The organism is Hyphomonas sp. (assembly GCF_965284475.1).
Classification (GTDB): domain Bacteria; phylum Pseudomonadota; class Alphaproteobacteria; order Caulobacterales; family Hyphomonadaceae; genus Hyphomonas.
The window spans coordinates 901,974-922,255 of the sequence record NZ_OZ260087.1; the positions used below are offsets into that span (position 1 = coordinate 901,974).

General features: G+C 62.9%; 15 protein-coding genes and 1 pseudogene. 2 read left to right on the forward strand and 14 right to left on the reverse strand.

Annotation, left to right across the window (positions count from 1 at the left end; all coding sequences use genetic code 11):
* Positions 1-407: 407 nt before the first annotated feature.
* The 8 genes from ppdK to ACQ66M_RS04230 form a co-directional block, all read right to left on the reverse strand.
* The gene (gene ppdK / locus ACQ66M_RS04195) at positions 408-3,101 is read right to left on the reverse strand and encodes a pyruvate, phosphate dikinase (protein WP_430402089.1); all 2,694 of its coding nucleotides are present in this window, start codon (positions 3,099-3,101) and stop codon (positions 408-410) included.
* A 218-nt stretch (positions 3,102-3,319) separates the two neighbouring features.
* A complete protein-coding gene (gene glyS / locus ACQ66M_RS04200) occupies positions 3,320-5,440 on the reverse strand; it encodes a glycine--tRNA ligase subunit beta (protein WP_430402091.1) in 2,121 nt (706 codons plus the stop codon).
* An 82-nt stretch (positions 5,441-5,522) separates the two neighbouring features.
* On the reverse strand, positions 5,523-6,068 hold the full coding sequence (locus tag ACQ66M_RS04205) for a hypothetical protein (protein WP_430402093.1): 546 nt from the start codon (positions 6,066-6,068) through the stop codon (positions 5,523-5,525).
* A gap of 88 nt (positions 6,069-6,156) precedes the next feature.
* The gene (locus ACQ66M_RS04210) at positions 6,157-7,059 is read right to left on the reverse strand and encodes a glycine--tRNA ligase subunit alpha (protein ID WP_430402095.1); all 903 of its coding nucleotides are present in this window, start codon (positions 7,057-7,059) and stop codon (positions 6,157-6,159) included.
* A 62-nt stretch (positions 7,060-7,121) separates the two neighbouring features.
* Entirely contained in the window at positions 7,122-7,256 is a 135-nt protein-coding gene (locus ACQ66M_RS04215; protein ID WP_350174276.1) for a hypothetical protein, read from the reverse strand.
* Positions 7,257-7,375: 119 nt separating this feature from the next.
* Complete coding sequence (locus ACQ66M_RS04220) at positions 7,376-8,104, reverse strand: tRNA1(Val) (adenine(37)-N6)-methyltransferase (protein ID WP_350174278.1); 729 nt, start codon at positions 8,102-8,104, stop codon at positions 7,376-7,378.
* Positions 8,101-8,307 carry a DUF2007 domain-containing protein gene (locus ACQ66M_RS04225; protein ID WP_430402097.1) on the reverse strand — a complete coding sequence of 69 codons (207 nt, stop codon included), beginning with the start codon at positions 8,305-8,307 and terminating at the stop codon, positions 8,101-8,103. Before ACQ66M_RS04225 ends, ACQ66M_RS04220 begins: the two co-directional genes overlap by 4 nt.
* Entirely contained in the window at positions 8,307-8,786 is a 480-nt protein-coding gene (locus ACQ66M_RS04230; protein WP_430402099.1) for a CC0125/CC1285 family lipoprotein, read from the reverse strand. Before ACQ66M_RS04230 ends, ACQ66M_RS04225 begins: the two co-directional genes overlap by 1 nt.
* 171 nt (positions 8,787-8,957) lie before the next feature.
* Here ACQ66M_RS04230 and ACQ66M_RS04235 point away from each other — a divergent pair, with 171 nt between their 5' ends.
* A complete protein-coding gene (locus ACQ66M_RS04235; RefSeq protein WP_430402101.1) occupies positions 8,958-9,971 on the forward strand; it encodes a polyprenyl synthetase family protein in 1,014 nt (337 codons plus the stop codon).
* On the opposite strand, the gene ACQ66M_RS04240 is transcribed toward ACQ66M_RS04235, so the two are convergent.
* From ACQ66M_RS04240 to ACQ66M_RS04260, 5 genes and pseudogenes are all read right to left on the reverse strand, one after another.
* Positions 9,968-11,002, reverse strand: a complete 1,035-nt coding sequence (locus ACQ66M_RS04240) for a glycosyltransferase family 4 protein (RefSeq protein ID WP_430402103.1) — start codon at positions 11,000-11,002, stop codon at positions 9,968-9,970. The genes ACQ66M_RS04235 and ACQ66M_RS04240 overlap by 4 nt on opposite strands.
* Positions 11,002-11,886, reverse strand: a complete 885-nt coding sequence (locus ACQ66M_RS04245) for a 4-(cytidine 5'-diphospho)-2-C-methyl-D-erythritol kinase (RefSeq protein WP_430402105.1) — start codon at positions 11,884-11,886, stop codon at positions 11,002-11,004. The genes ACQ66M_RS04240 and ACQ66M_RS04245 overlap by 1 nt, the downstream gene beginning before the upstream one ends.
* A 9-nt stretch (positions 11,887-11,895) precedes the next feature.
* Positions 11,896-13,650 carry a tetratricopeptide repeat protein gene (locus tag ACQ66M_RS04250; RefSeq protein WP_430402107.1) on the reverse strand — a complete coding sequence of 585 codons (1,755 nt, stop codon included), beginning with the start codon at positions 13,648-13,650 and terminating at the stop codon, positions 11,896-11,898.
* Positions 13,651-13,657: 7 nt separating this feature from the next.
* Positions 13,658-13,723, reverse strand: a pseudogene (locus tag ACQ66M_RS04255) (SEC-C metal-binding domain-containing protein); the annotation flags it as partial.
* Positions 13,720-14,922, reverse strand: a complete 1,203-nt coding sequence (locus ACQ66M_RS04260) for an N-acetylmuramoyl-L-alanine amidase family protein (protein WP_430402109.1) — start codon at positions 14,920-14,922, stop codon at positions 13,720-13,722. The gene ACQ66M_RS04260 and the pseudogene ACQ66M_RS04255, both read right to left, overlap by 4 nt.
* 428 nt (positions 14,923-15,350) lie before the next feature.
* On the opposite strand from ACQ66M_RS04260, the gene ACQ66M_RS04265 reads away from it, so the two are divergent.
* A complete protein-coding gene (locus ACQ66M_RS04265; RefSeq protein WP_430402111.1) occupies positions 15,351-17,954 on the forward strand; it encodes an Rne/Rng family ribonuclease in 2,604 nt (867 codons plus the stop codon).
* 73 nt (positions 17,955-18,027) lie between these two features.
* Here ACQ66M_RS04265 and ACQ66M_RS04270 read toward each other — a convergent pair whose 3' ends face one another.
* Positions 18,028-20,262, reverse strand: a complete 2,235-nt coding sequence (locus ACQ66M_RS04270; RefSeq protein WP_430402113.1) for a 3-hydroxyacyl-CoA dehydrogenase NAD-binding domain-containing protein — start codon at positions 20,260-20,262, stop codon at positions 18,028-18,030.
* Positions 20,263-20,282: the final 20 nt, after the last annotated feature.

Below are 20,282 nucleotides of genomic sequence, written 5' to 3' on the forward strand. Positions count from 1 at the left end.
TTCTCTCGGAGCCCACTCATTGGCGACAGAGTCGCCCTTCGTGGTTGAAGAACCCTTAACAACATCACCGCTCCCCAATCCCCGGCAGACGATATAACTTCGTCATTTTTGACCCGGGCGTATTTGGTTTGACTACATTCTGGAACCACCATGGCCCCGCTTCTAGGCGGGAAATAGGCGTCCAATCGCCTAACTAGCAAGAACCTGGCCAGTTCCGTCAGTGACAATTCTGTCAGGTAATATTCCGGCGAATCGGCAGTTTTTTTGCGACGCAGCAATTTGCGTCCGCAATTGGTTGAATTTCATGGAAATTTAAGACTTACCGCACGCAGGAAACGTCCATGCGGGAAAAGCAGGTGTGGCAAATCTACAACACCCTTTTGCCATCGAAATAAGCACCTTGCTGCCTATTTGGGCGATTCTTTGAGGGCCGCATGTGCCGCCGCAAGGCGGGCAATCGGCACCCTGTAGGGCGAGCAGGACACATAATCGAGGCCCGCACGGTGGCAAAACGCCACCGATGCCGGGTCGCCGCCATGCTCACCGCAGATACCGAGCTTGATACCCGGACGGGTCTTGCGGCCGCGTTCAGCGGCTATTTTCACCAATTCGCCCACGCCAGCCTGGTCGAGCGTCACGAATGGGTCCTTCTCGTAAATGCCCTTATCCTCATAGATCTTGAGGAAACGGCCCGCATCATCGCGGGAAATGCCCAGCGTTGTCTGCGTCAGGTCATTGGTGCCGAACGAGAAGAATTCTGCCGAATTGGCAATTTCGCCCGCCTGCAGCGCCGCGCGCGGCAGTTCGATCATCGTGCCGACCATGTATTCCAGCGTCGTGCCAGTCTCTGCGAACACGGCCCTGGCCGCTGCATCCACCACGGCTTTCAGGATCGAGAGTTCCTTGTGCGTCGCAACCAGCGGGATCATGACTTCCGGAACCGGCTGACGGCCTGTTTCCTTCGCCACGTTGACGGCGGCTTCAAAAATCGCGCGCGCCTGCATCTCGTAGATTTCCGGATATGTGATGCCGAGGCGGCAGCCCCGGTGGCCCAGCATCGGATTGCTCTCGTGCAGTTCGCCCGCACGGCGCTTCAACTCGTCCACCGAAACGCCGGAGGCCTTGGCTACCTCATCCATGTCGGCATCATTGTGTGGAAGGAATTCGTGCAGTGGCGGATCCAGCAGGCGGATCGTCACCGGCAGGTCGCCCAGGATGCGGAACAATTCTTCAAAGTCGCTGCGCTGCATCGGCAACAGCTTGTCGAGCGAGGCGCGCCGGCCCTTCTCGTCGTTCGACAGGATCATCGCGCGCACTTCAGGAATGCGGTCAGCATCAAAGAACATGTGTTCTGTCCGGCAGAGGCCAATACCTTCGGCGCCAAACTCGACAGACGTGCGCGCGTCCAGCGCCGTCTCAGCATTCGCCCGCACTTTCAGCTTACGGACCTTGTCGGCCCAGCCCATCAGCTCGCCGAAATCACCCGACAGGTCCGGCTGGGACATTTCGACCGCGCCCAGCATCACCTGCCCGGCGGCGCCGTCCACGGTAATCACCTCGCCCTTTTTCACTTCCCGGCCCATGACGCGGAACACGCCCTTGGCCGTATCGATCTGCAGGCCGCCGGCGCCGCAGACGCAGGGACGGCCCATGCCGCGCGCCACAACGGCCGCGTGGCTGGTCATGCCGCCGCGCGCCGTCACGATGGCGCGGGCTGCGTGCATGCCCTTGATGTCTTCCGGGCTCGTCTCGACGCGAACCAGGATCACGTCCTCGCCCTTCTCGGCCAGCGCAAAGGCTTCCTCGCTGTCGAACACGACCTTGCCGACGGCTGCGCCGGGGCTGGCCGGCAGGCCCGTCACGATCACGTCGCGCACGGCATTCTCGGCAATGGTCGGGTGCAGCAACTGGTCGAGCTGGGATGGCTCGAGGCGCAGAATGGCTTCTTCCTCGGTGATCAGACCTTCGCGCGCCATATCGACCGCAATCTTCAGCGCGGCGGCAGCGGTGCGTTTGCCGCTACGGGTCTGCAGCATGTAGAGCCGGTCATTCTCGACCGTGAACTCAAGGTCCTGCATGTCCTTGTAATGGCGCTCCAGCGTGTTCGCCACGTCGCGCAGCTGCGCGTAGACGGCCGGCATCGCTTCTTCCAGCGGCGCATCGGCCGAGCCGAGCGTATCGGCCCGCTCGCGCGAGATCGGCGCCGGCGTGCGGATACCCGCCACCACATCCTCGCCCTGTGCATTGATCAGGTATTCGCCATAGAAGATCGGCTCGCCATTTGACGGGTCGCGCGTGAACGCGACGCCCGTAGCAGAGGTTTCGCCCAGATTGCCGAACACCATGGACTGCACGGTCACCGCCGTGCCCCATTCAGCCGGAATGTCGTTCAGCTTGCGATAGGTGATCGCGCGGTCATTCATCCACGAGCCGAACACCGCCGAAATGGCGCCCCAGAGCTGTTTCTTCGGATCGTCAGGGAATGGCTCGCCAAGGTCCTTCTCCACCGCTTCCTTGTAGGAAACGATGATCGCCTTCCAGTCTTCGGCTTCCATCTCGGTGTCGAGTTCATAGCCCTGACGCTCTTTATAATCGTCGAGGATATGCTCGAACGTGTCATGACGCAGGCCCAGCACGACATTGGAATACATCTGGATGAACCGACGATAGCTGTCATAGGCGAACCGTTCGCCGGCCAGCGCCGCAAGGCCCTTCACCGAGGCTTCGTTCAGGCCGAGATTCAGCACCGTGTCCATCATGCCCGGCATCGAGGCGCGCGCGCCCGAGCGCACCGACACGAGCAGCGGGTTGTCAGGATCGCCAAAGCCCTTGCCGGATTCCCGTTCCAGCGCGACCAGCGCGGCATCAACCTGCGGCGCCAGGGTCGAGGGATAGTCGCGGCCCAGCTCATAATACGCGGTGCAGACAGCGGTCGAGATCGTGAAGCCCGGCGGTACAGGCAGGCCCAGCCTGGCCATTTCGGCGAGATTGGCGCCCTTGCCGCCCAGCAGGTTCTTCATCGAGGCATCGCCGTCGGCCGTCCCGCCGCCAAATCCGAATACCCACGTCTCTTCTGCGTGTTTCAAAGCCGCTTCACCCATGAATCTCACCCTTTAACGACCGTGCGCCACAAATGCTTGCCGCAAAACCTGCAAATCCTATGCTGCATTGCAGCGGCGATTGCCAGACCTCAGGCTGCGTGAAATCGCCCCTCAGGCTAGTTTTTGGGCGCGATCAGGCCTCACCGCCCGGCCCGCAGCCCATTTGATACGCAAGGACAGCCGCCATTGTTCCGATCCGGAACATAACGACGCGTGACTTATCCCTCAATCAGCGAGAAATCCGCCACCTGGTGCAGCGTGGCGCGCACATCCGTCAGCAGCGCAAGGCGATTCGCCCGCACGGCAGCGTCTTCATCATTCACCATGACACAATCGAAAAACGCATCGACAGGCGCGCGCAACTTTGCCAGCTCGCCCATCGCCCCGGCAAAATCCTCGGCCTTCAGCGGTGCCTCGATCGCCCCGCGCACGCTGGTCAGCGCGGCATGCAGTGCCTGCTCTTGCTTGGGGCCTTTCCTTATGAGGGCGGCATCGACGCAGAGGTCCTCCGGCAGCGCGCCCTTCTTCTCTTCGGCCTTCAATATGTTCGCCGCGCGCTTGTAGCCCGCCAGCAGGGTCGTCCCGTCCTCGCTCTCAAGAAACGCCCCAAGCGCCTCCACCCGACGCGTGATCAGCACAAGATCATCCTCGCCCAGCGCGAAGACGGCATCGATCAGATCGTGACGCTGACCCTGATCGCGGAGGACTTGCTTGAGACGGTCGGCAAAGAACGAAAGCAGAGTCGGATCAACCACAGCATCAAATGCTTTTGAAACGGCCGCTTTGACTGTGGCGGCCTTGCCGTCAACCGGTTTCGATTTGACCGCCGATGGTGATGCCAGAATTGCATCCTTTAGCTTCAACCGAACCTCATTCTCCAACACGATCCGCACAACGCCCAGCGCAGCCCGGCGCAACGCAAACGGGTCCTTCGATCCCGTCGGCTTCTCGTCAATCGCCCAGAAGCCGACCAGCGTGTCGAGCTTGTCGGCCAGCGCCACGGTGATGCTCACCGGGTCTGTCGGCACGGCATCGCTCGGCCCCTGCGGCTTGTAATGGTCGCGGATGGCATCGGCGACGCGGGCAGGCTCGCCCGCCTCAAGCGCATAATACCGCCCCATAACGCCCTGCAATTCCGGGAATTCGCCAACCATTTCCGACACAAGGTCTGCCTTGCAAAGCCGCGCGGCGCGCTCGGCCAGATCAGGGTCCGCGCCCACGGCCGGGGCCAGTTCGCGCGCCAGGGCCGCCACGCGCTCCACCTTGTCGCCAAGGCTGCCCAGCTCTTCCTTGAACGCAATCGTCGACAGCTTCTTGGCCATCTCGTCCAGCGGCGTTGCCTTGTCCTTCTCCCAGAAGAACCGGCCATCCTCGAGCCGCGCCGAGAGCACCCGTGCATTGCCCGCTGCAATCTGTTTACCACCATCAGACGCGTCGATATTGGCCACCACGATAAAATGCGGCGCCAGCTTGCCGGTCTTTTTATCGGTTACCGCGAAATATTTCTGGTGCGTGCGCATCGACAGTGTGATCACTTCCGGCGGCAACTCCAGGAAATCCGGGTCCATGTCGCCCAGCACCACGACCGGCCATTCGGCAAGCCCCGTCACCTCTTCCAGCAGGCCCGGATCGTCCACCCATGTCAGCCCCGCCTTCGCGCATACGTCCGCAATGCCCCTGGCGATCACCTCGCGCCGCGCATCGCGCGTCAGGCGCACATGGCCCTTGCCTTCCAGCTGTTCTGAATAATCGGCCCAGCCCGTCACCGTGAATGGCCCGCGCCCGTGCACGCGGTGGCCCTCGGTCTCGTTGCCGCTGGCGAGGCCGTCCACATCAAACGGCACGATCTCGCCATCCAGAACGCAGACGATCCGCTGCAGCGGGCGCACCCAGCGCAGCTCGCCGGTGCCCCAGCGCATGCTTTTTGGCCAATGGAAGCCTCGAATGATCGCTGGCACTGCCTCGGCCACCACATCCGCCGTCAGGCGGCCAGGCCTGTCCAGCATGGCGACATAGAAGTCACCCTTCTTGGGGTCGCTGCGCACTTCGGCCTGGTCGATGGAGGTCAGCCCCGCGCCCTTCAGGAAGCCCGCAATCGCCTGCTCGGGCGAGCCGACCTTCGGCCCCTTGCGCTCTTCGGAGACATCCGCAGATCTCACCGGAAGGCCCGTCACATTCACCGACAGCCGGCGCGGCCCGGAGGCCGTCTCCAGCGCGTCAAACGCAAGGCCCGCTGCCTTCAGCGCATCGCCCAGCGCCTTGCCGAGATCGGCCTCGGCCTTGGCCTGCATGCGCGCAGGGATTTCCTCGCAAAAGATCTCGAGCAACAGGTCAGCCATAGGGGGTCCAGCCGTTTGGAATTGAACCAGCACGGCATAGACGCGCCTGCGCCGGGGTCAAGACTTGCGGGCCAGATCAGACCTAGACCCCGCACGTCCCCTTCACCGGCACCGGCGTGCCAAGCGCCGGGCGGGTCACCTGGATCGTGCCCTCATAATCCCTCGACTCAAACCCCTCGCCGACCTCGGTCAGGATCAGTTCAACACCAAAATCCCTGTCGGCATTCTCGTAGACCCATTTCTCGATACCGTCTCGGGCATCCTTGGACACCTGGTCCAGCGCCACTGTTTTGCCATTCAACGCGACCGCCGCAGGCGCAGGCACGCCGGCAATCTCGGTGATGAACAGAAGCTCGCCTGTCTCACCGGCCGCATCCGCTCCGCCATCATCGACCTTGCGCAAGTGGCAATAGATCTCGTTCGTCGCCGGTGTCAGAGGCGTCAGCTGCCAGGAGTCCGACGTGGCCGGATCGTCGACAGACATTGGCGTCTGCGTCATGGCCGGGGTTTCGGCCTCCTCCGTTGCCGGCGGGTTCATGGCGGCGTCATTCGGTTCGGGCGATTGTGGACCACAGGCCGCGAGACCTGCAGCGAAGACAAGGGCGAAAAGGGCGGGCATCGGTTTCATGGGAGAAGTCTCCTTCAACCTCACAAACGCCGGGTTGCCCCTTTGGTTCAATCCGCCCGCCCGGCGCGCTCAGGATGAGCCATTGGGCTCAGGCCCCGGCGTGCGCCTCTTCCTGCTCGGCCCACTGCGCGGCGGCGCCGCGCGCAAGGTCCCGAACGCGGGCAATATAGGCCTGCCGCTCGGTCGGGCTGATGGCGCCGCGTGCATCGATCAGGTTGAACGTGTGGCTGGCCTTCAGCGCATAATCATAGGCAGGCAGCGGCTTGCCCGCGTCGCGAAGCGCGTTCGACTGGCTCTCGCAATCGGCGAACCAGCGCTTCAGCATCTCGACATCGGAATGCTCGAAATTGAAGGCTGACTGCTGGCGCTCATTCTCCAGGAACACGTCGCCATAGGTCAGCGGCACGGCGCTGTCCGGGTCGTTGAACGGCAGGTCATACACATTGTCGACACCGAATACATACATGGCGAGGCGTTCGAGCCCATAGGTCAGCTCGCCCGAGACCGGGAACACATCAAGCCCTCCGACCTGCTGGAAATAGGTGTACTGGCTGACTTCCATCCCGTCGCACCAGACTTCCCAGCCAAGCCCCCAGGCGCCGACGGTCGGGTTCTCCCAATCGTCTTCCACGAAGCGGATATCGTGCACCATCGGGTCAATGCCGATCTTGTAGAGGCTCTCCAGATAGAGATCCAGCAGGTTGGCCGGATTGGGCTTCAGGATCACCTGGAACTGGTAATAGTGGCCGAGCCGGTTCGGGTTTTCGCCATAACGCGCATCCTTGGGGCGCCGCGACGGCTGCACATAGGCCGCCCGCCAGTTCTTCGGGCCAAGCGCGCGTAGCACGGTGCCAGGATGCAGCGTCCCGGCGCCGACTTCCATGTCATAGGGCTGCAGGATGGCGCAGCCTTGCGCGGACCAATAGGCCTGCAGGGTCAGGATCAGGTCCTGAAAGGATTTCGGCTTGGGCTGAGCTTTCGGCGCAGGCATGGGACACGTCCGGAAATTGAGGTTCGCCCGGAACTACAGGCCAGCGCCGTGCGGCGCAAGCATTAGAGACCTTTGGAGTCCCGATGGTCAGCCGATCCACTCCGCCGCCCGGTCAGCGCGCGGTAAAAGGCGGGATGTCCCAGCATCGCAATGCCGATCCCGAAAAGGGCAAACCCGAAAAAGATTACGCCGAACATGGTACAACAGACCCTTCCTGTGACTCAGTCTGTGTATTGGAAGTGGGGATGATGCCTGCGGTTTCAAGCGACCGGCACCCGGTTGCCACCCACGGCCCCGCACCGCCCCCACATTCACCCTACCACACCACGCCACCTCCCGTGGTCACCACCTCCCCCGTTTCCGACCGCTCTCCGCTGGCCTCGTGCAGGTGGATCGGCGCCAGCAACCGGACAGGCCCGCGCTTGAGGCCTTTACGCCCCCTCACCAGCACGCGCCGGGCTTCCTGGCCTGGCTTCGGTGCCACGGGCAGGACCGTGATGTCGCCGGTCTGCCTGTCCAGCGCGGCCAGGATACGGGCCAGTTCCGCTGCCCGGTGGACAAGCACGACAGGTGCGCGCGGCCGGGCAGCGAAAACCATCGCTTTGACCCAACCGGAAACGTCAAGCGATTCAAGGTAGGCTGCAGCTTTCCCCTCGCCCGGCTGGGAGATCCGTCCCGGCTCGAAATAAGGGGGGTTGGCGAAGACCAGATCGAACTGGTTCTCATGAGCTTTCACCCAGACTGAAGCGTCGCCCGCCTCGACCATTACGCGACCGTCAAAGCCGTTGGCCGCGACGCCCGCTTCTGCCAGCGCCGCCATGCCTGCGTCGATCTCCACACCTGTGAATCGCATTCCCGGCATCCGGAACGCTGCCGGCAGCAGGGCCCCGCCGCACCCGCACCCGAGTTCCAGAGCCGTCCCGCCAGCCTTTTCCGCCAGCGCCGCCGCCAGTAGCAGGGAATCGCTTCCGGCGCGGAATCCCTTCAATGGCTGCATCAGTTTCACCCGGCCCTGATAGACCGTGTCTTCGGTCGTCGCAGTCACCCGCGCTCAACCTCTGCCAGTACCAGTTCAGCTGCCCTGACAGCGTCTTGACGCACCATGACACGCCGCGGAAAAGCTCCGATATTGCCCTCGACAGCTGAGATATGCTGGTCTGCCACGAAATAGGCGATGCCCGCTTCATGCAGCAAATGTTCAATATAGGAGAGCTTCACCAGGTCGTTGGTGCGGAAAACTTCCTCCATCAGGGCGCATTGCCCCGAAGATTGATATCCACAGACCGCGCATCATAAACCGATGGCCTGTCCGGCTTCGGGTTCTTGCCCGTCACGATATCAATCACGGTTGTCACTTTCGCCCTGCTCGACCCGACCGGGATGCCGAAACCCAGACCAACGCCAACACCGCTGCCATAGGAACCACTCGATCCGCCGACACTGATCGAGGACCGGCTACCGGAACCGGCGCCCTCCTGATCCGTGTAGCCACCGGTGATTTCGAACCAGTCATTTCCGTCCTGAAGGGTCAGCTCAGCCGCCCGCAGCAGCGCCATGTCATGCGCCCGGCCGGCATCATTGTCCGTATAGGAGACCCGGTAACGGCCGGTTTCGATCTTCTGGTGCGTGTATCCCGCCGCGCCACTGGACTTGGCCGGACCATAAGGAGAGTGGCTGGCACAGGCAGTGACCAGGATGAGGGAGGCAAGGGAGATGAGCGTTTTCATAAACGCAATAAAGCCCAGTTTGGCGGAACGTTCCAGCATTTCAGGCACTCCAGCTATGGCGTACGCGCAACACTTCGCCCATATAGCTGCGGCCCGGTGCCGCGTCGTGCTTTGCGACCGTATGACATAAGCCTAAAGACTGATGGTTATCGATCCAACAGGAGTGACCACTTGACCCTCGCGCCGAGACCCAGATCAAAGGCGGCCATCGGTTCGATCGTCGAGCGCATGCAGACGCTTGTCGCAGGCGATCTTGCGGCGGTTGAAGTCCTGCTGGCCGAACGAGCAGCAAGCCCTGTCGCCGTCATCCCGGATCTCTCCGGCTATATTGTCTCTGCAGGCGGCAAGCGGCTTCGGCCCATGATCACCCTGATTGCAGCGCACGCCGTGGGCACAGCCAATTCGGCGACGCATGCGCTGGCGGCGGCCGTGGAATTCATCCACACCGCGACCCTCCTGCATGACGATGTTGTCGACGAGAGCGACCTGCGCCGGGGCCAGCCTGCAGCCAAGGCGATCTGGGGCAACAAGGCGTCGATCCTGGTCGGCGATTTCCTGTTCGCCCGCGCCTTCAACCTTCTCGTCGAAGCCAACAGTCTCGAAATCCTGAATCGCCTCGCAACCGCCTCGACCACGATTGCCGAAGGCGAGGTGCGCCAGCTGGCGGCCATGCAGGCGCGCGACCTGCCCACCGAGGACTATCTTGCCATTGTCGAAGCCAAGACCGGCGCCCTGTTCGAGGCAGCTGCCGAAACCGGCGCCATGTCGGCCGGCGGCGACCAGCATGCGGCAGCCCTGGCGACCTATGGCAAGAATCTCGGCCTCGCCTTCCAGATCATTGATGACGTGCTCGACTATGGCGGCACGACAACGGTGATTGGCAAATCGGTCGGCGACGATTTCCGCGAGTGCAAGATCACCCTGCCGGTCATCATCGCCCGGCGTCGCGGGTCGGACGAGGATCGCGCCTTCTGGGATCGCGCGCTGCACCCCGATACGCAGTCCGAGCAGGACCTTGCACATGCCGTGCACCTGATCCGTGCCACGGGGGCAGCCGAAGCCACCGTGCAGGAAGCCGAGGCCTACGCTGCCCTGGCCAAAGGGGCGCTGCGCAGCCTGCCTGCCAGCGCGTATCGTGACGCGCTTGAGGATCTGGCCGATTTCTGCGTGGAACGGGTTTACTAGAGGCCTTTGGCGGCCAGCTGGCGGCCGAGCGTGGCACGCTGCCAGACCCACAACCCTATCCCGAGCGCCAGCAGCACGAAAATGACCTCTGCGCCAAAGAGCGGTCCGAGGGCCAGCAGCGCGGCGCCGGATACAAGGGTCATCGCGGCCCAGAGCAGGGCGACCTTCCAGTGCGGCCAGCCGGCCCTCAGGAATAATTGATACGCATGATCACGATGCGCCTCAAACAGGTGGCGCCCGGCGCGGGCACGCCAGATCAGCGTCATGAAGACGTCCACCAGGAATGGCAGCATCAGGATAACGGGCTCCCATACGGTGAGGCGGCAGGCGACCACCAGGCCGGCCGCGCCCAGCAGGGCCCCCATGCCCAGCGAGCCTGTGTCACCGACAAAAAGCCGGCCGGCCACATTCCAGGCTAGGAATCCCAATGTCGCGGCCGCGACCAGAGCCGTGACGTTGCTCATGGCGCGCTCGAGCCCGGTGCCGGGGTCCGCAATTGCCAGCCAGTTGAGCAGGACGGACAGGGCAATGAGCATCAGCGTCGCGCTGCCCATCGCGAGGCCGTTGGAGCCGTCCATGAAATTGGTTGCATTGGCCATCACGAACAGCCAAAGCCCGACACCCGCGACAGAAAGCCAGACAGGGAGCGGGTATCCGTCGCCGGGTCCGAACGGCAAATGGAAGAAGCCGAGGCGGGGCCCGAATGCAGCTGCGAGAAGGGACGCTGTGGCAAGAAGCAGGAGTTTCAGCTTCGGATTCAGGCCAATGAAATCATCAACAAAGCCAATAATGACTGATGCCAAAACGAACAAGAGCAGCGCCGGAAGGCCGTTTTCGGTGGCGACTGGCAGGACACCAACCAGGAACAGGCCGAGGATGGCGGAAACGGCAATTGCAGCGCCTCCGGCGGTCGGCACAGGCGCGCTCTGGATCTTGCGACCACCATCGGGCGCGTCTTCTACACCAAGGCGGATGACCACAAAACAAAACAGGACTGACAACAAAGGCAGGCCCAGAAGAACAGGAAACATCACAGATCGGCGCCTCCCAGCAGGGTCGCACGCACCCACCAGTCGGGATGCGAAGCGCTCAGCAATTCGGCAGATTCCTGCGCGGCGGCAAGGGTGGGGTAGAGGGCGAGAAAGCTTGCGCCCGATCCACTCATGCGGGTGAGCATGGGGAGCGGCAAGGGGGCGAGCGCGCGGGTGGCCCGGCCGAGGGCGGGTATGAGGAGGCGGGCAGGCGCCGCGAGGTCATTACGCTGGCCCGCAAGCCAGGTGATCAGCGCGTTGCTGTCCGCGAGGGGCGGCAAAGGTCCGGTCTCGGTAAACCCTGTCCCACCCGAAGCCTTGTCGAAGGCCTCGAACACCGGACCGGTCGGACAGGCAATACCCGGATTGTACAACACGGCAGGCAATGGCGCCGGCAAGGTGACAGCCTCGACGCGCTCGCCCTCGCCGCGCATGAAAGCAGGTGTTCCAAGGAGTGCGACCGGCACGTCGCCGCCCAGCCCCGGCGCCACGCTGCGGGCATGATGAGGGTTAATCCCCCACAGACGGGTGAGCAGATGAAGCGCGGCGGCGGCATCGGCTGAACCGCCGCCGATACCAGCAGCAACCGGCAGGTTTTTCTCAAGATGCAGTGCGGCGCCGCTGGTGATCCCAGCTTCGGCGCGCAGGGCGCAGGCCGCCTTGAGAACCAGATTGTCCGGCCCGGCCCCGGCATCGACCGCGCAGGGGCCGGTGACTGACAGGGTGAGAATGTCGGATGGCTCGACGCTCAGCCGGTCGGCGGCTTCCGGTCCGGCAAACACGACCAGCGAGTCGAGGTCATGCCGCCCGTTCGGCTTGCGCGGCCCGACATGCAGGAACAGGTTTACCTTGGCCGGGGCAAGCGCGCTCAGAATCTGGTGCATGGGCGCGCGTCAGGGCTGACGGGCGACCGCAAGCGGGGCGGGAGCGTCCGACTCTGCCTGGGTCAGCACGGCGATATCCGGGCCAGACACCATCTTGGCCTCTATGCGCACCCTGTCGGACTCGCTCGGATCGAGTTTGAGGGCCCGCTGCCACTGGAAACGCGCTTCGATCTTGCGGCCAACCTGCCAATAGGCATCGCCGAGATGGTCATTGAGAAGAGAGACGCCCGGCGACAGTTCCACGGCCCGCTCAAGGAAACGGGTCGCGAGATCGTAGCGGCCCATCCGGTAGTGCGCCCAGCCGAGGCTGTCGACGATGTAGCCAGAGTGCGGCTCAAGCTCGACCGCGCGGCGGATCATGTCCAGCGCCGCCCCATAATTGAGGCCACGGTCGATATAGGCATAGCCGAGATAATTAAGGATCGAGGCGTTTGTCGGCTGCAGGGCGAGCGCCATTTTCAGGTCGGCCTCGGCTTCAGGCCAGCGGCCCGTCTGCTCACGCGCCGATCCACGCGCATAGATGATCCGCCAGTCCTGACGGCTGGCTTTCGCGTCTGCGTCAATGATTTCGCTCAGCAGGCGCTCGGCTTCGCCATAGCGGTCGAGCGACCGATAGAGGTCTGCCAGCTGGATCTTGAGGCCCCGGTCCGGCGCGTGGGCGAGCGCTTCAGCCGCGATGGCAAGGGATTCCTGATTGCGGCCTTCGCGGCGCAGGGCCCAGGCCATCTGGCCACGCGCCGTCGCATAGAATTCCGAGGATTCCGGTATGCGCGACAGGATGGAAATCGCCTCCTGGCGGCGCCCGGCATTGTCGAGCGACTGGCCCCAGAGCGAACGGGCGACATGGAGATCGGGATCGAGCGCCAGCGCGAGGACGAAATACACTCCCGACAGGTCGTCATCGGTCTGCAGCATCAGCGCGGCGGCGGGTACATAGACAGCCAGCGCGGCGCCTTCCCGAGTCGACAGGCGCGTCGGCCGGATGCGTTTTCCTGCGAGAATGTCGGCCCTCAGGCCGTCAATGGCGGCGTTCTGGCCGATTTCATCCCGGAAGGTCTCGAGGACTTCGACTGCCCGCGACTTCTGGCCCGCCGCAGCAAGCAGCTGGGCATGCGCGTGAACGCCAACGGCAAGACGCGCGCCGGAATCCCAGAGCGCATCGAAGGTCGCGAGCGCCGCTGCATCATGCCTGTCGGCCATTTGCAGCAGGCCCATCATGTAGAGCGTTGCACTATCCAGGTCGGCATCACCGGTCAGGCCACGGCTCAGGTAATCCTCGGCCGTGTCGGCGCCCTGATCCTCTGCAATGCGCCAGGCCGACAGGCCGCGGGCAATGACCCGGTTGAACGGGCCATACTCGGTTTCGTCGAGATATTTCGCGGCTTCGGAATCCTTGCCCCGGACGAGCGCATCAACGCCGAGCGTGAGACGGACCAGCGTGGCCGTGCTGCCGACCTGGCTGGCGCGCTGCGAGAGTTCGACCCCGGCCCGATAATCGCCCGCCAGAAGGGCGGCAAAAACAGCCCGTTCGGCGATGCCGGACTTTTCAGGGGCGGTATCGATCGCGGCGGCGTAATATTCGGCAGCGGTCTCGGGGTCATTGGTCATCGCGGCAAAGCGGGCGACGAGGAAATCACCATAGGCACGCGCATCTGCCGGGCGACCATTGGCAAACAGCGCCTCGCTGAGCGCGTCTTGCGAGGGCGCGCTGACGCATGACCCGACCAGCAGGATGGCGGAGAGCGCGCAAAGGGGCCGAAGCATGTTCATCATGGCAATCTTTCAGCAACTGCGCGCTGCCGCAAGGGCAAAGCAGCGGTGCCGACGGACGAATCAGTCAGATGCGACAAGGATTTCCTGCCGGTCGAAGAACTTGTCGATACCGCGCTTGACCGCCTGCATGGACTTGGCGCGGCCGGACTCTGACTGCAGGCGCCTGGCGTCATCGGCATTGGTCAGGAACCCCATCTCGAGCAACACAGCCGGGACATCCGGGGCCAGCAGGACATAAAAGCCCGCATTGCGGTGGGTACCGCGCAGAACAGGGCCCGCCGCCGCCAGTTCAGGCAGCAGGTCTTCGGCAAAGGCGGCTGAGTGGGATTTCGTCTCACGCTTGACGAGGTCTTCAAGAATGCTGCCGACAACCCGTGATCCGCTGGTTTCGATCGGGATTTTCCAGTTATTCCTGTCGGCTTCCTTGTCGATGCGGCGTTCGCCGCGTTCCGAGATCGTGTACACAGACGCGCCCGAAACATCCGGTGAGCCGGCCGCATCAGCATGGATCGATATGAAGAGGTCAGCGCCCCAGTTGCGCGCAAGGGTGACGCGGTCCTCAAGTTCGATGAACTTGTCACTGTCGCGGGTCAGACGCACCACGTAGCGGGCGTCTTTTTCCAGTATATCCTTCAGGTAAAGTGCCGCTTTCAAGGTAATATCGCGCTCAAGCAGGCCCCTGGTAGACTGGGTGCCCGGATCCTTGCCGCCATGACCGGCATCCACCACGATAACATATGTCCCGTTGCCCCCGCGCTCACGGGGGCGAAGTGGTTCGGTGGGCGTAATTTCTGCTGCAGCCATTGCTATTGTGGCTTTGCGGGCATCGGATTCGGCGCGGGCCAGGCGCTGCATGTCGCGCCGGGCCATACTGGCAAATCGGGCCGCCGAGACGGTCTGGAGGTCGATAATGATGCGCCAGGCCTGCTCGCTGCCGGTCGGCGGCAGGGACAGGACGCGGGAGACGACTAACGGCCGGTCAAGCGAGAAGCTGAGACGGCCGCCCGACAGCGCCCAGCCCTCGATCCCGCCTGTCCCGGTTCCAACCCTGGTGCCGGATTCACCACTGAGGGGAAGAATCAGGCTGCGCTGGCCGCCGGATTCGGCCAGAAATGCCTGTGCTTCCTGCGAAATATCGCTCCAGACCGTAATCCGGGTCGGCGCCCCGTCGCCCACGACCCGCACGTCGCGGATATCCGCATGGGCGGCAAAACCCATCAGAATACAAGCGCATACAAGGCAAAGCTGGCGAAAGAGGGTCATCGTGTCCGAATGGCAGGATTGGCCCGCCCGATGCGGGTTAGCTCGCCTTTTCCCTAACAGACTGAATATTAACCCAGCATTGACCGGGCTCAGGTCATTCAACTGTGGTCTGCGGAATTTCTCCCTTTCAATTGCCCCTGAAATTGGGCAGTATCCATGAAGTAGCCAAATAACTGGGCTATCCAACAAGTTTCCCAATGACGCGTCAGCGATCGCGCTTCACCGAAAAGGCAAGCGGGCGCCGCGCTCCGGAAAGCAAAGCAATATGTGCACGGGTGCCGTGGCCATCGTCAGTTCTCCAATGCCGCCTCAGGGTGCATGGGACAGGCATGGCTGCACCCTCCCCCAACCAACACAGACCGGCCTGACCGATCGCTCGAGGCGTACTGCGCCCGTAGCGGCGTCGCCGGATCATAAGGTCATGTCCCATGAGCAAACTCATGCTAATCGACGCCGCCCACCCGGAAGAGACCCGTGTGGCCATCGTCAATGGCGGTCAGGTCGATGATTTCGACTTCGAAACAACCGGTAACGAACAGCTCCGCGGCAATATCTACCTCGCAAAGATAACGCGGGTCGAACCCTCGCTGCAGGCAGCTTTCGTTGAGTATGGCGGTAACCGCCACGGCTTTCTTGCCTTCAGCGAAATTCATCCCGACTATTACCAGCTTCCGGTCGAAGACCGCGAAGCGCTCCTGAAGGAAGCCGCTGAAGAAGCGGCAGCCGCCATCGAAGACGAAGATGATGATGATGACGTGGGTGATGATGATGCCCACGCGCACACCGACGACGACTCGGACTCAGATGATGACAGTGACGACGAGGATGATGACGACAGCGAAGGCGATAGCGACGAGGATGGCGAATCCCGGCCCGCCGCCAGGCCTGCCCGGGGCCGACGCCCGGCCCGCAAGGAATCATCGCGCTCGTCGATCTCCAAACGCTACAAGATCCAGGAAGTGATCCGCCGGCGCCAGGTACTTCTGGTGCAGGTCGTCAAGGAAGAGCGCGGCAACAAGGGCGCGGCGCTGACCACGTTCCTGTCACTGGCCGGACGGTATTCCGTGCTGATGCCGAACACGCCGCGAGGCGGAGGCATTTCGCGCAAGATCGTCAATGGAGCCGACCGCAAGCGCCTGAAATCCATCGTCGCCGAACTGGACGTGCCGGACGGCATGGGCCTGATCGTGCGCACGGCCGGCGCCAAGCGCACCAAGGCCGAGATTCGCCGCGACTATGACTACCTGTCCAAACTCTGGGAAACCATTGTCGAAAAGACGCTGACCTCCGAAGCGCCCATGCTGATCAATGCCGAAGGCGGCCTTGTTCACAGGGCGATGCGCGACATGTTCGACAAGGAGATCGAGGAAGTCTGGGTCCAGGGCGAGGAAGCCTATCGGGAAGCCAAGGACCTCGCCAAGCTGATCATGCCGAGCCAGGCGAAGAAGGTTCAGCAGTGGAAGGAAGACGATCCGCTCTTCGTCGCCGAAGCGGTCGAAGGCCAGCTCGATTCCATCTACTCCCCGACCGTGCAGCTGAAATCCGGCGGTTACCTGGTGATCAACCAGACCGAAGCCCTCGTCGCCATCGATGTGAACTCGGGCAAGTCGACCAAGGAACGCAATATCGAGCAGACTGCGGTACGCACCAACCTTGAAGCCGCCGAGGAAGCCTGCCGCCAGATGCGCCTGCGCGATCTGGCCGGTCTCGTCGTGATCGACTTCATCGACATGGACGAGAACAAGAACAATCGCGCCGTCGAGAAGAAGCTGAAGGAATGCCTCAAGGTTGACCGCGCCCGGGTCCAGCATGGCCGCATCTCGCAGTTCGGCCTGATGGAAATTTCCCGCCAGCGTCGCCGCCAGGGCGTGCTTCAGGCAACTTCTGACCCGTGCGAAGTGTGCAATGGCACCGGGCGCCGCCGCTCGATTCCGTCAGCCGCGCTGCAATTGATCCGCGCCATCGAGGCCCGCGCCTCGACGGGCGGTCTGAAAAGCATTTCGGTGAAGGCACCAACCGATGTGGCGCTTTACATCCTGAACAACAAGCGTGAAGCGCTTGTCGAGACCGAGCGGATGGCCGGCTTTGCCGTGTCGATCCATTCGTCGGAAGACCTGTTGCCGGGCGACTTCACGATCGAGGCCGAGCGTGACCCGAATTCCAAGCCGAAGAAAAAGTCACCCCCCCGTTCGCTGTCCAAACCATCGAAACCTGCTGTTTCCGATGAGGATGACGAAGACATCGAGGATGAGGACGAGGCTGCCCTCGCCGATACGGATGACGAGTCCGAGACCAGGTCTGAAGACACAGCGGACAAGCCGCGCAAGCGCCGCCGGCGCCGGGGTGGCCGCGGTCGCAACCGCGACAATCGCGATACGGGCCTTGAAGTGATCGACGGTGAGACGGCACCTGCCGCCGCTGAAGATGACGACACGGACGATGAGTCCGACGACGCCGAATCCAATGACGAACCGCGTTCAGAGGAGTCCGAAGACGGTACGCGCAAGCGCCGTCGCCGGGGCCGCCGGGGCGGACGCCGTCGGCGCAAGCCAGCTGGCGAAGAGCGTGCCGAAGGATCGGACGACGCCCCCACCGATGGCGGAGCCTATCTGGATGGCCTGTCAGCGAGTGCGCCGGAAATGCTCGACGCTGATGCACCAGGCGAAGCGAAGGCTGAGCCGGTTGCTGCGCCGGAAGAAGACGTGAAGGCAAGCGAGCCTGAAGCACCAGTCGAAGCGGATGCAGAGACCGCGCCCGAGAAGCCGAAACGCGCCCGCCGGTCACGCGCCAAGCCCAAGCCAAAGGCTGAGGCCGAAGCACCTTCCGAGACCGAGCCGGTTGCAAAGGAGGCCCCTGCCCCGGCGCCCGAGCCAGCCCCGGAGCCGGAACCTGCGAAAGCCGAACCGGTCAAGGAACCCGCACTGGCGGAAACGGTGCCCGAGCCCAAACCGGAACCGAAGCCCGAACCCGCCAAGACCGAAGACACCGGTCCGAAGCGCAAAGGCTGGTGGGCCCGCGCCCGCGGCGAATAGTCCAGTTACCTCACGACATAAAAAAGGCCGGAGCATCAATGCTCCGGCCTTTTATTTTGGTCTTTGGTGCCGATCAGGCCGCGGCCTTGGCTTTCACCTCGGCGGGCGGGAAGCGGTCGTAGAAGCCTTCGCCCTTGGCGGCCATGTCGCGCAGGAGCTTGCCCGGACGGAAGCGTTCGCCATAGGCGTCGGCAAGGCGGTCTGCCTCCTCGACAAAGGGCTTGATGCCCCAGATCAGGTCGACATAGCTCGCGCATCCGCCCGTGTACGGCGCAAAGCCCCAGGCGAGGATCGAGCCGATGTCGGCGTCGCGTGCATCGGTGATGACGCCTTCCTCAAAGCAGCGAGCCACTTCAATGGCCTGACGCACGAGGAAACGGTTGATCAGTTCCTTCTTCATGGCTGGCGGGCACTCGTCCACCTTGACCTCGATCTGGGTATTCAGTTCCGGCCAGAGGCGCGCCGGCTTGCCCTTATCGTCATAGTCATAGAAGCCCTTGCCCGCCTTGCGGCCGACCCGGCCCTGGTCTTCGACCAGCCAGGCCATCATCTGGCCGCGCGGATCATTGCCATAGTCGATGCCGGTGGCCTGCGCCATCTGGCGGCCGACCTTGAGGGCGGTATCCAGGCCGACAGAGTCAGACACTTCCAGCGGTCCCATCGGCATGCCGGACTGGCGGCCGACATTCTCGATAATGGCGGGCTTGATGCCCTCGCCAAGCATTTCGAGGCCTTCCTGCGTGTAGGTGCCGAAACAGCGCGAAGTGTAGAAACCACGGCTGTCATTGACCACGATCGGCGTCTTGCGAATGGCCAGCACGTAATCGATTGCCTTGGCGAGCGTTTCCTCGCTGGTTTCCTTGCCGCTGATGATCTCGACGAGGCCCATCCGCTCAACCGGCGAGAAGAAGTGGATCCCGATGAAATTGGCCGGACGAACCGAGGCTTCGGCAAGACCGGTAATCGGCAGCGTGGACGTATTGGAGCCCATGACGGCCGTATCGGACAGCTGGGCCTCGGCCTGTTTGGTGATCTGCGCCTTCAGTTCGGGGTTCTCGAACACGGCCTCGACGACAAGGTCAGCGCCTTTGAAGTCGTCATAGTTGGCTGTCGGCTTGATCAGGGCAAGGAGGGCCTCGCCCTTTTCCTTGGTCATCTTGCCGCGCGAGACGTTTTTCTCGACCAGCTTGCGGGAATAGTCCTTCCCCTTCTCCGCATTCTCGACCGAGACATCGACGAGAATGGTTTCGATGCCGGCACGCGCCTGTTCGTAGGCAATGCCTGCGCCCATCAATCCGGCGCCGATGACGGCAACCTTGTTCAGTTCGTATTTCGGATAACCCGCCGGACGGTTGGCGCCCTTGGACAGGGCCTGAGTCGACAGGAAGAGCGAGCGGATCATGGCTTTCGCTTCTGGTCGCTGCTGTGTGTTGATGAAATAGCGCGTCTCGATGCGCAAGCCGGCATCGATCGGCACCATGATGCCTTCATAGACGCAGGAGAGGATGTTCAGCTGGGCCGGATAATTGCCATAGGTCTTGGCGTGCAGCATGGCGTTTGCCATCGTTGCGACCTGGCCAGCGCCGGGGCTCTTGTGCGGCACGCCGCCCGGAACCTTGAAGCCTTTTTCGTCCCATGGCGCCTTGGCCTTCGGATTCGCCTTCACCCAGGCCTTGGCTTTGGCAACCGTTTCCGAGGATGGGGCAAGTTCATTGACGACGCCCATTGCAAGCGCCTTTTCGGCATTGAAGCTTTCACCCTGAAGGATCAGCGGCAGGGCCGTCTGCACACCGACGAGGCGTGGCAGGCGCTGCGTGCCACCGGCGCCCGGCAGGAGGCCGATCTTGGCTTCCGGCAAGCCGAATTGCAGTTTCGGATTGTCATTGGCCGCTACCCGGTAATGACCAGCCAGCGCCACTTCAAGGCCGCCGCCAAGGGCAAGGCCATTGAGAGCGACAGCGACAGGCTTGCCGCAGGTTTCAAGCTGGCGGAGCGTCTTGTTGAGCGAGAAGCCCGCATCGAACTGGGCCTTCTTGATCTCGGCCTCGCTCCTGGGTTCAGCGGCTCTGCCACTGCCGGCCCGGTCGCCCATTTCACCGAGGTCAGCCCCGGCGCAAAAGCCGCTGGCCTTGCCCGAGGAAATGACCAGGCCTTTGATTGCGTCATTGTTCGCGACTTCCTGCGTGAAGGCGATAATGTCGGCAACGGCCTTTCCGGTCAGCGTGTTCATGCTGCGGCCGGGTACGTCGAACACGGCATGGGCAATGCCGTCCGAGTCGATATCGAATGAGAATGTGTCGAGTTTCATATCAGTCTTCCAGTAATTCG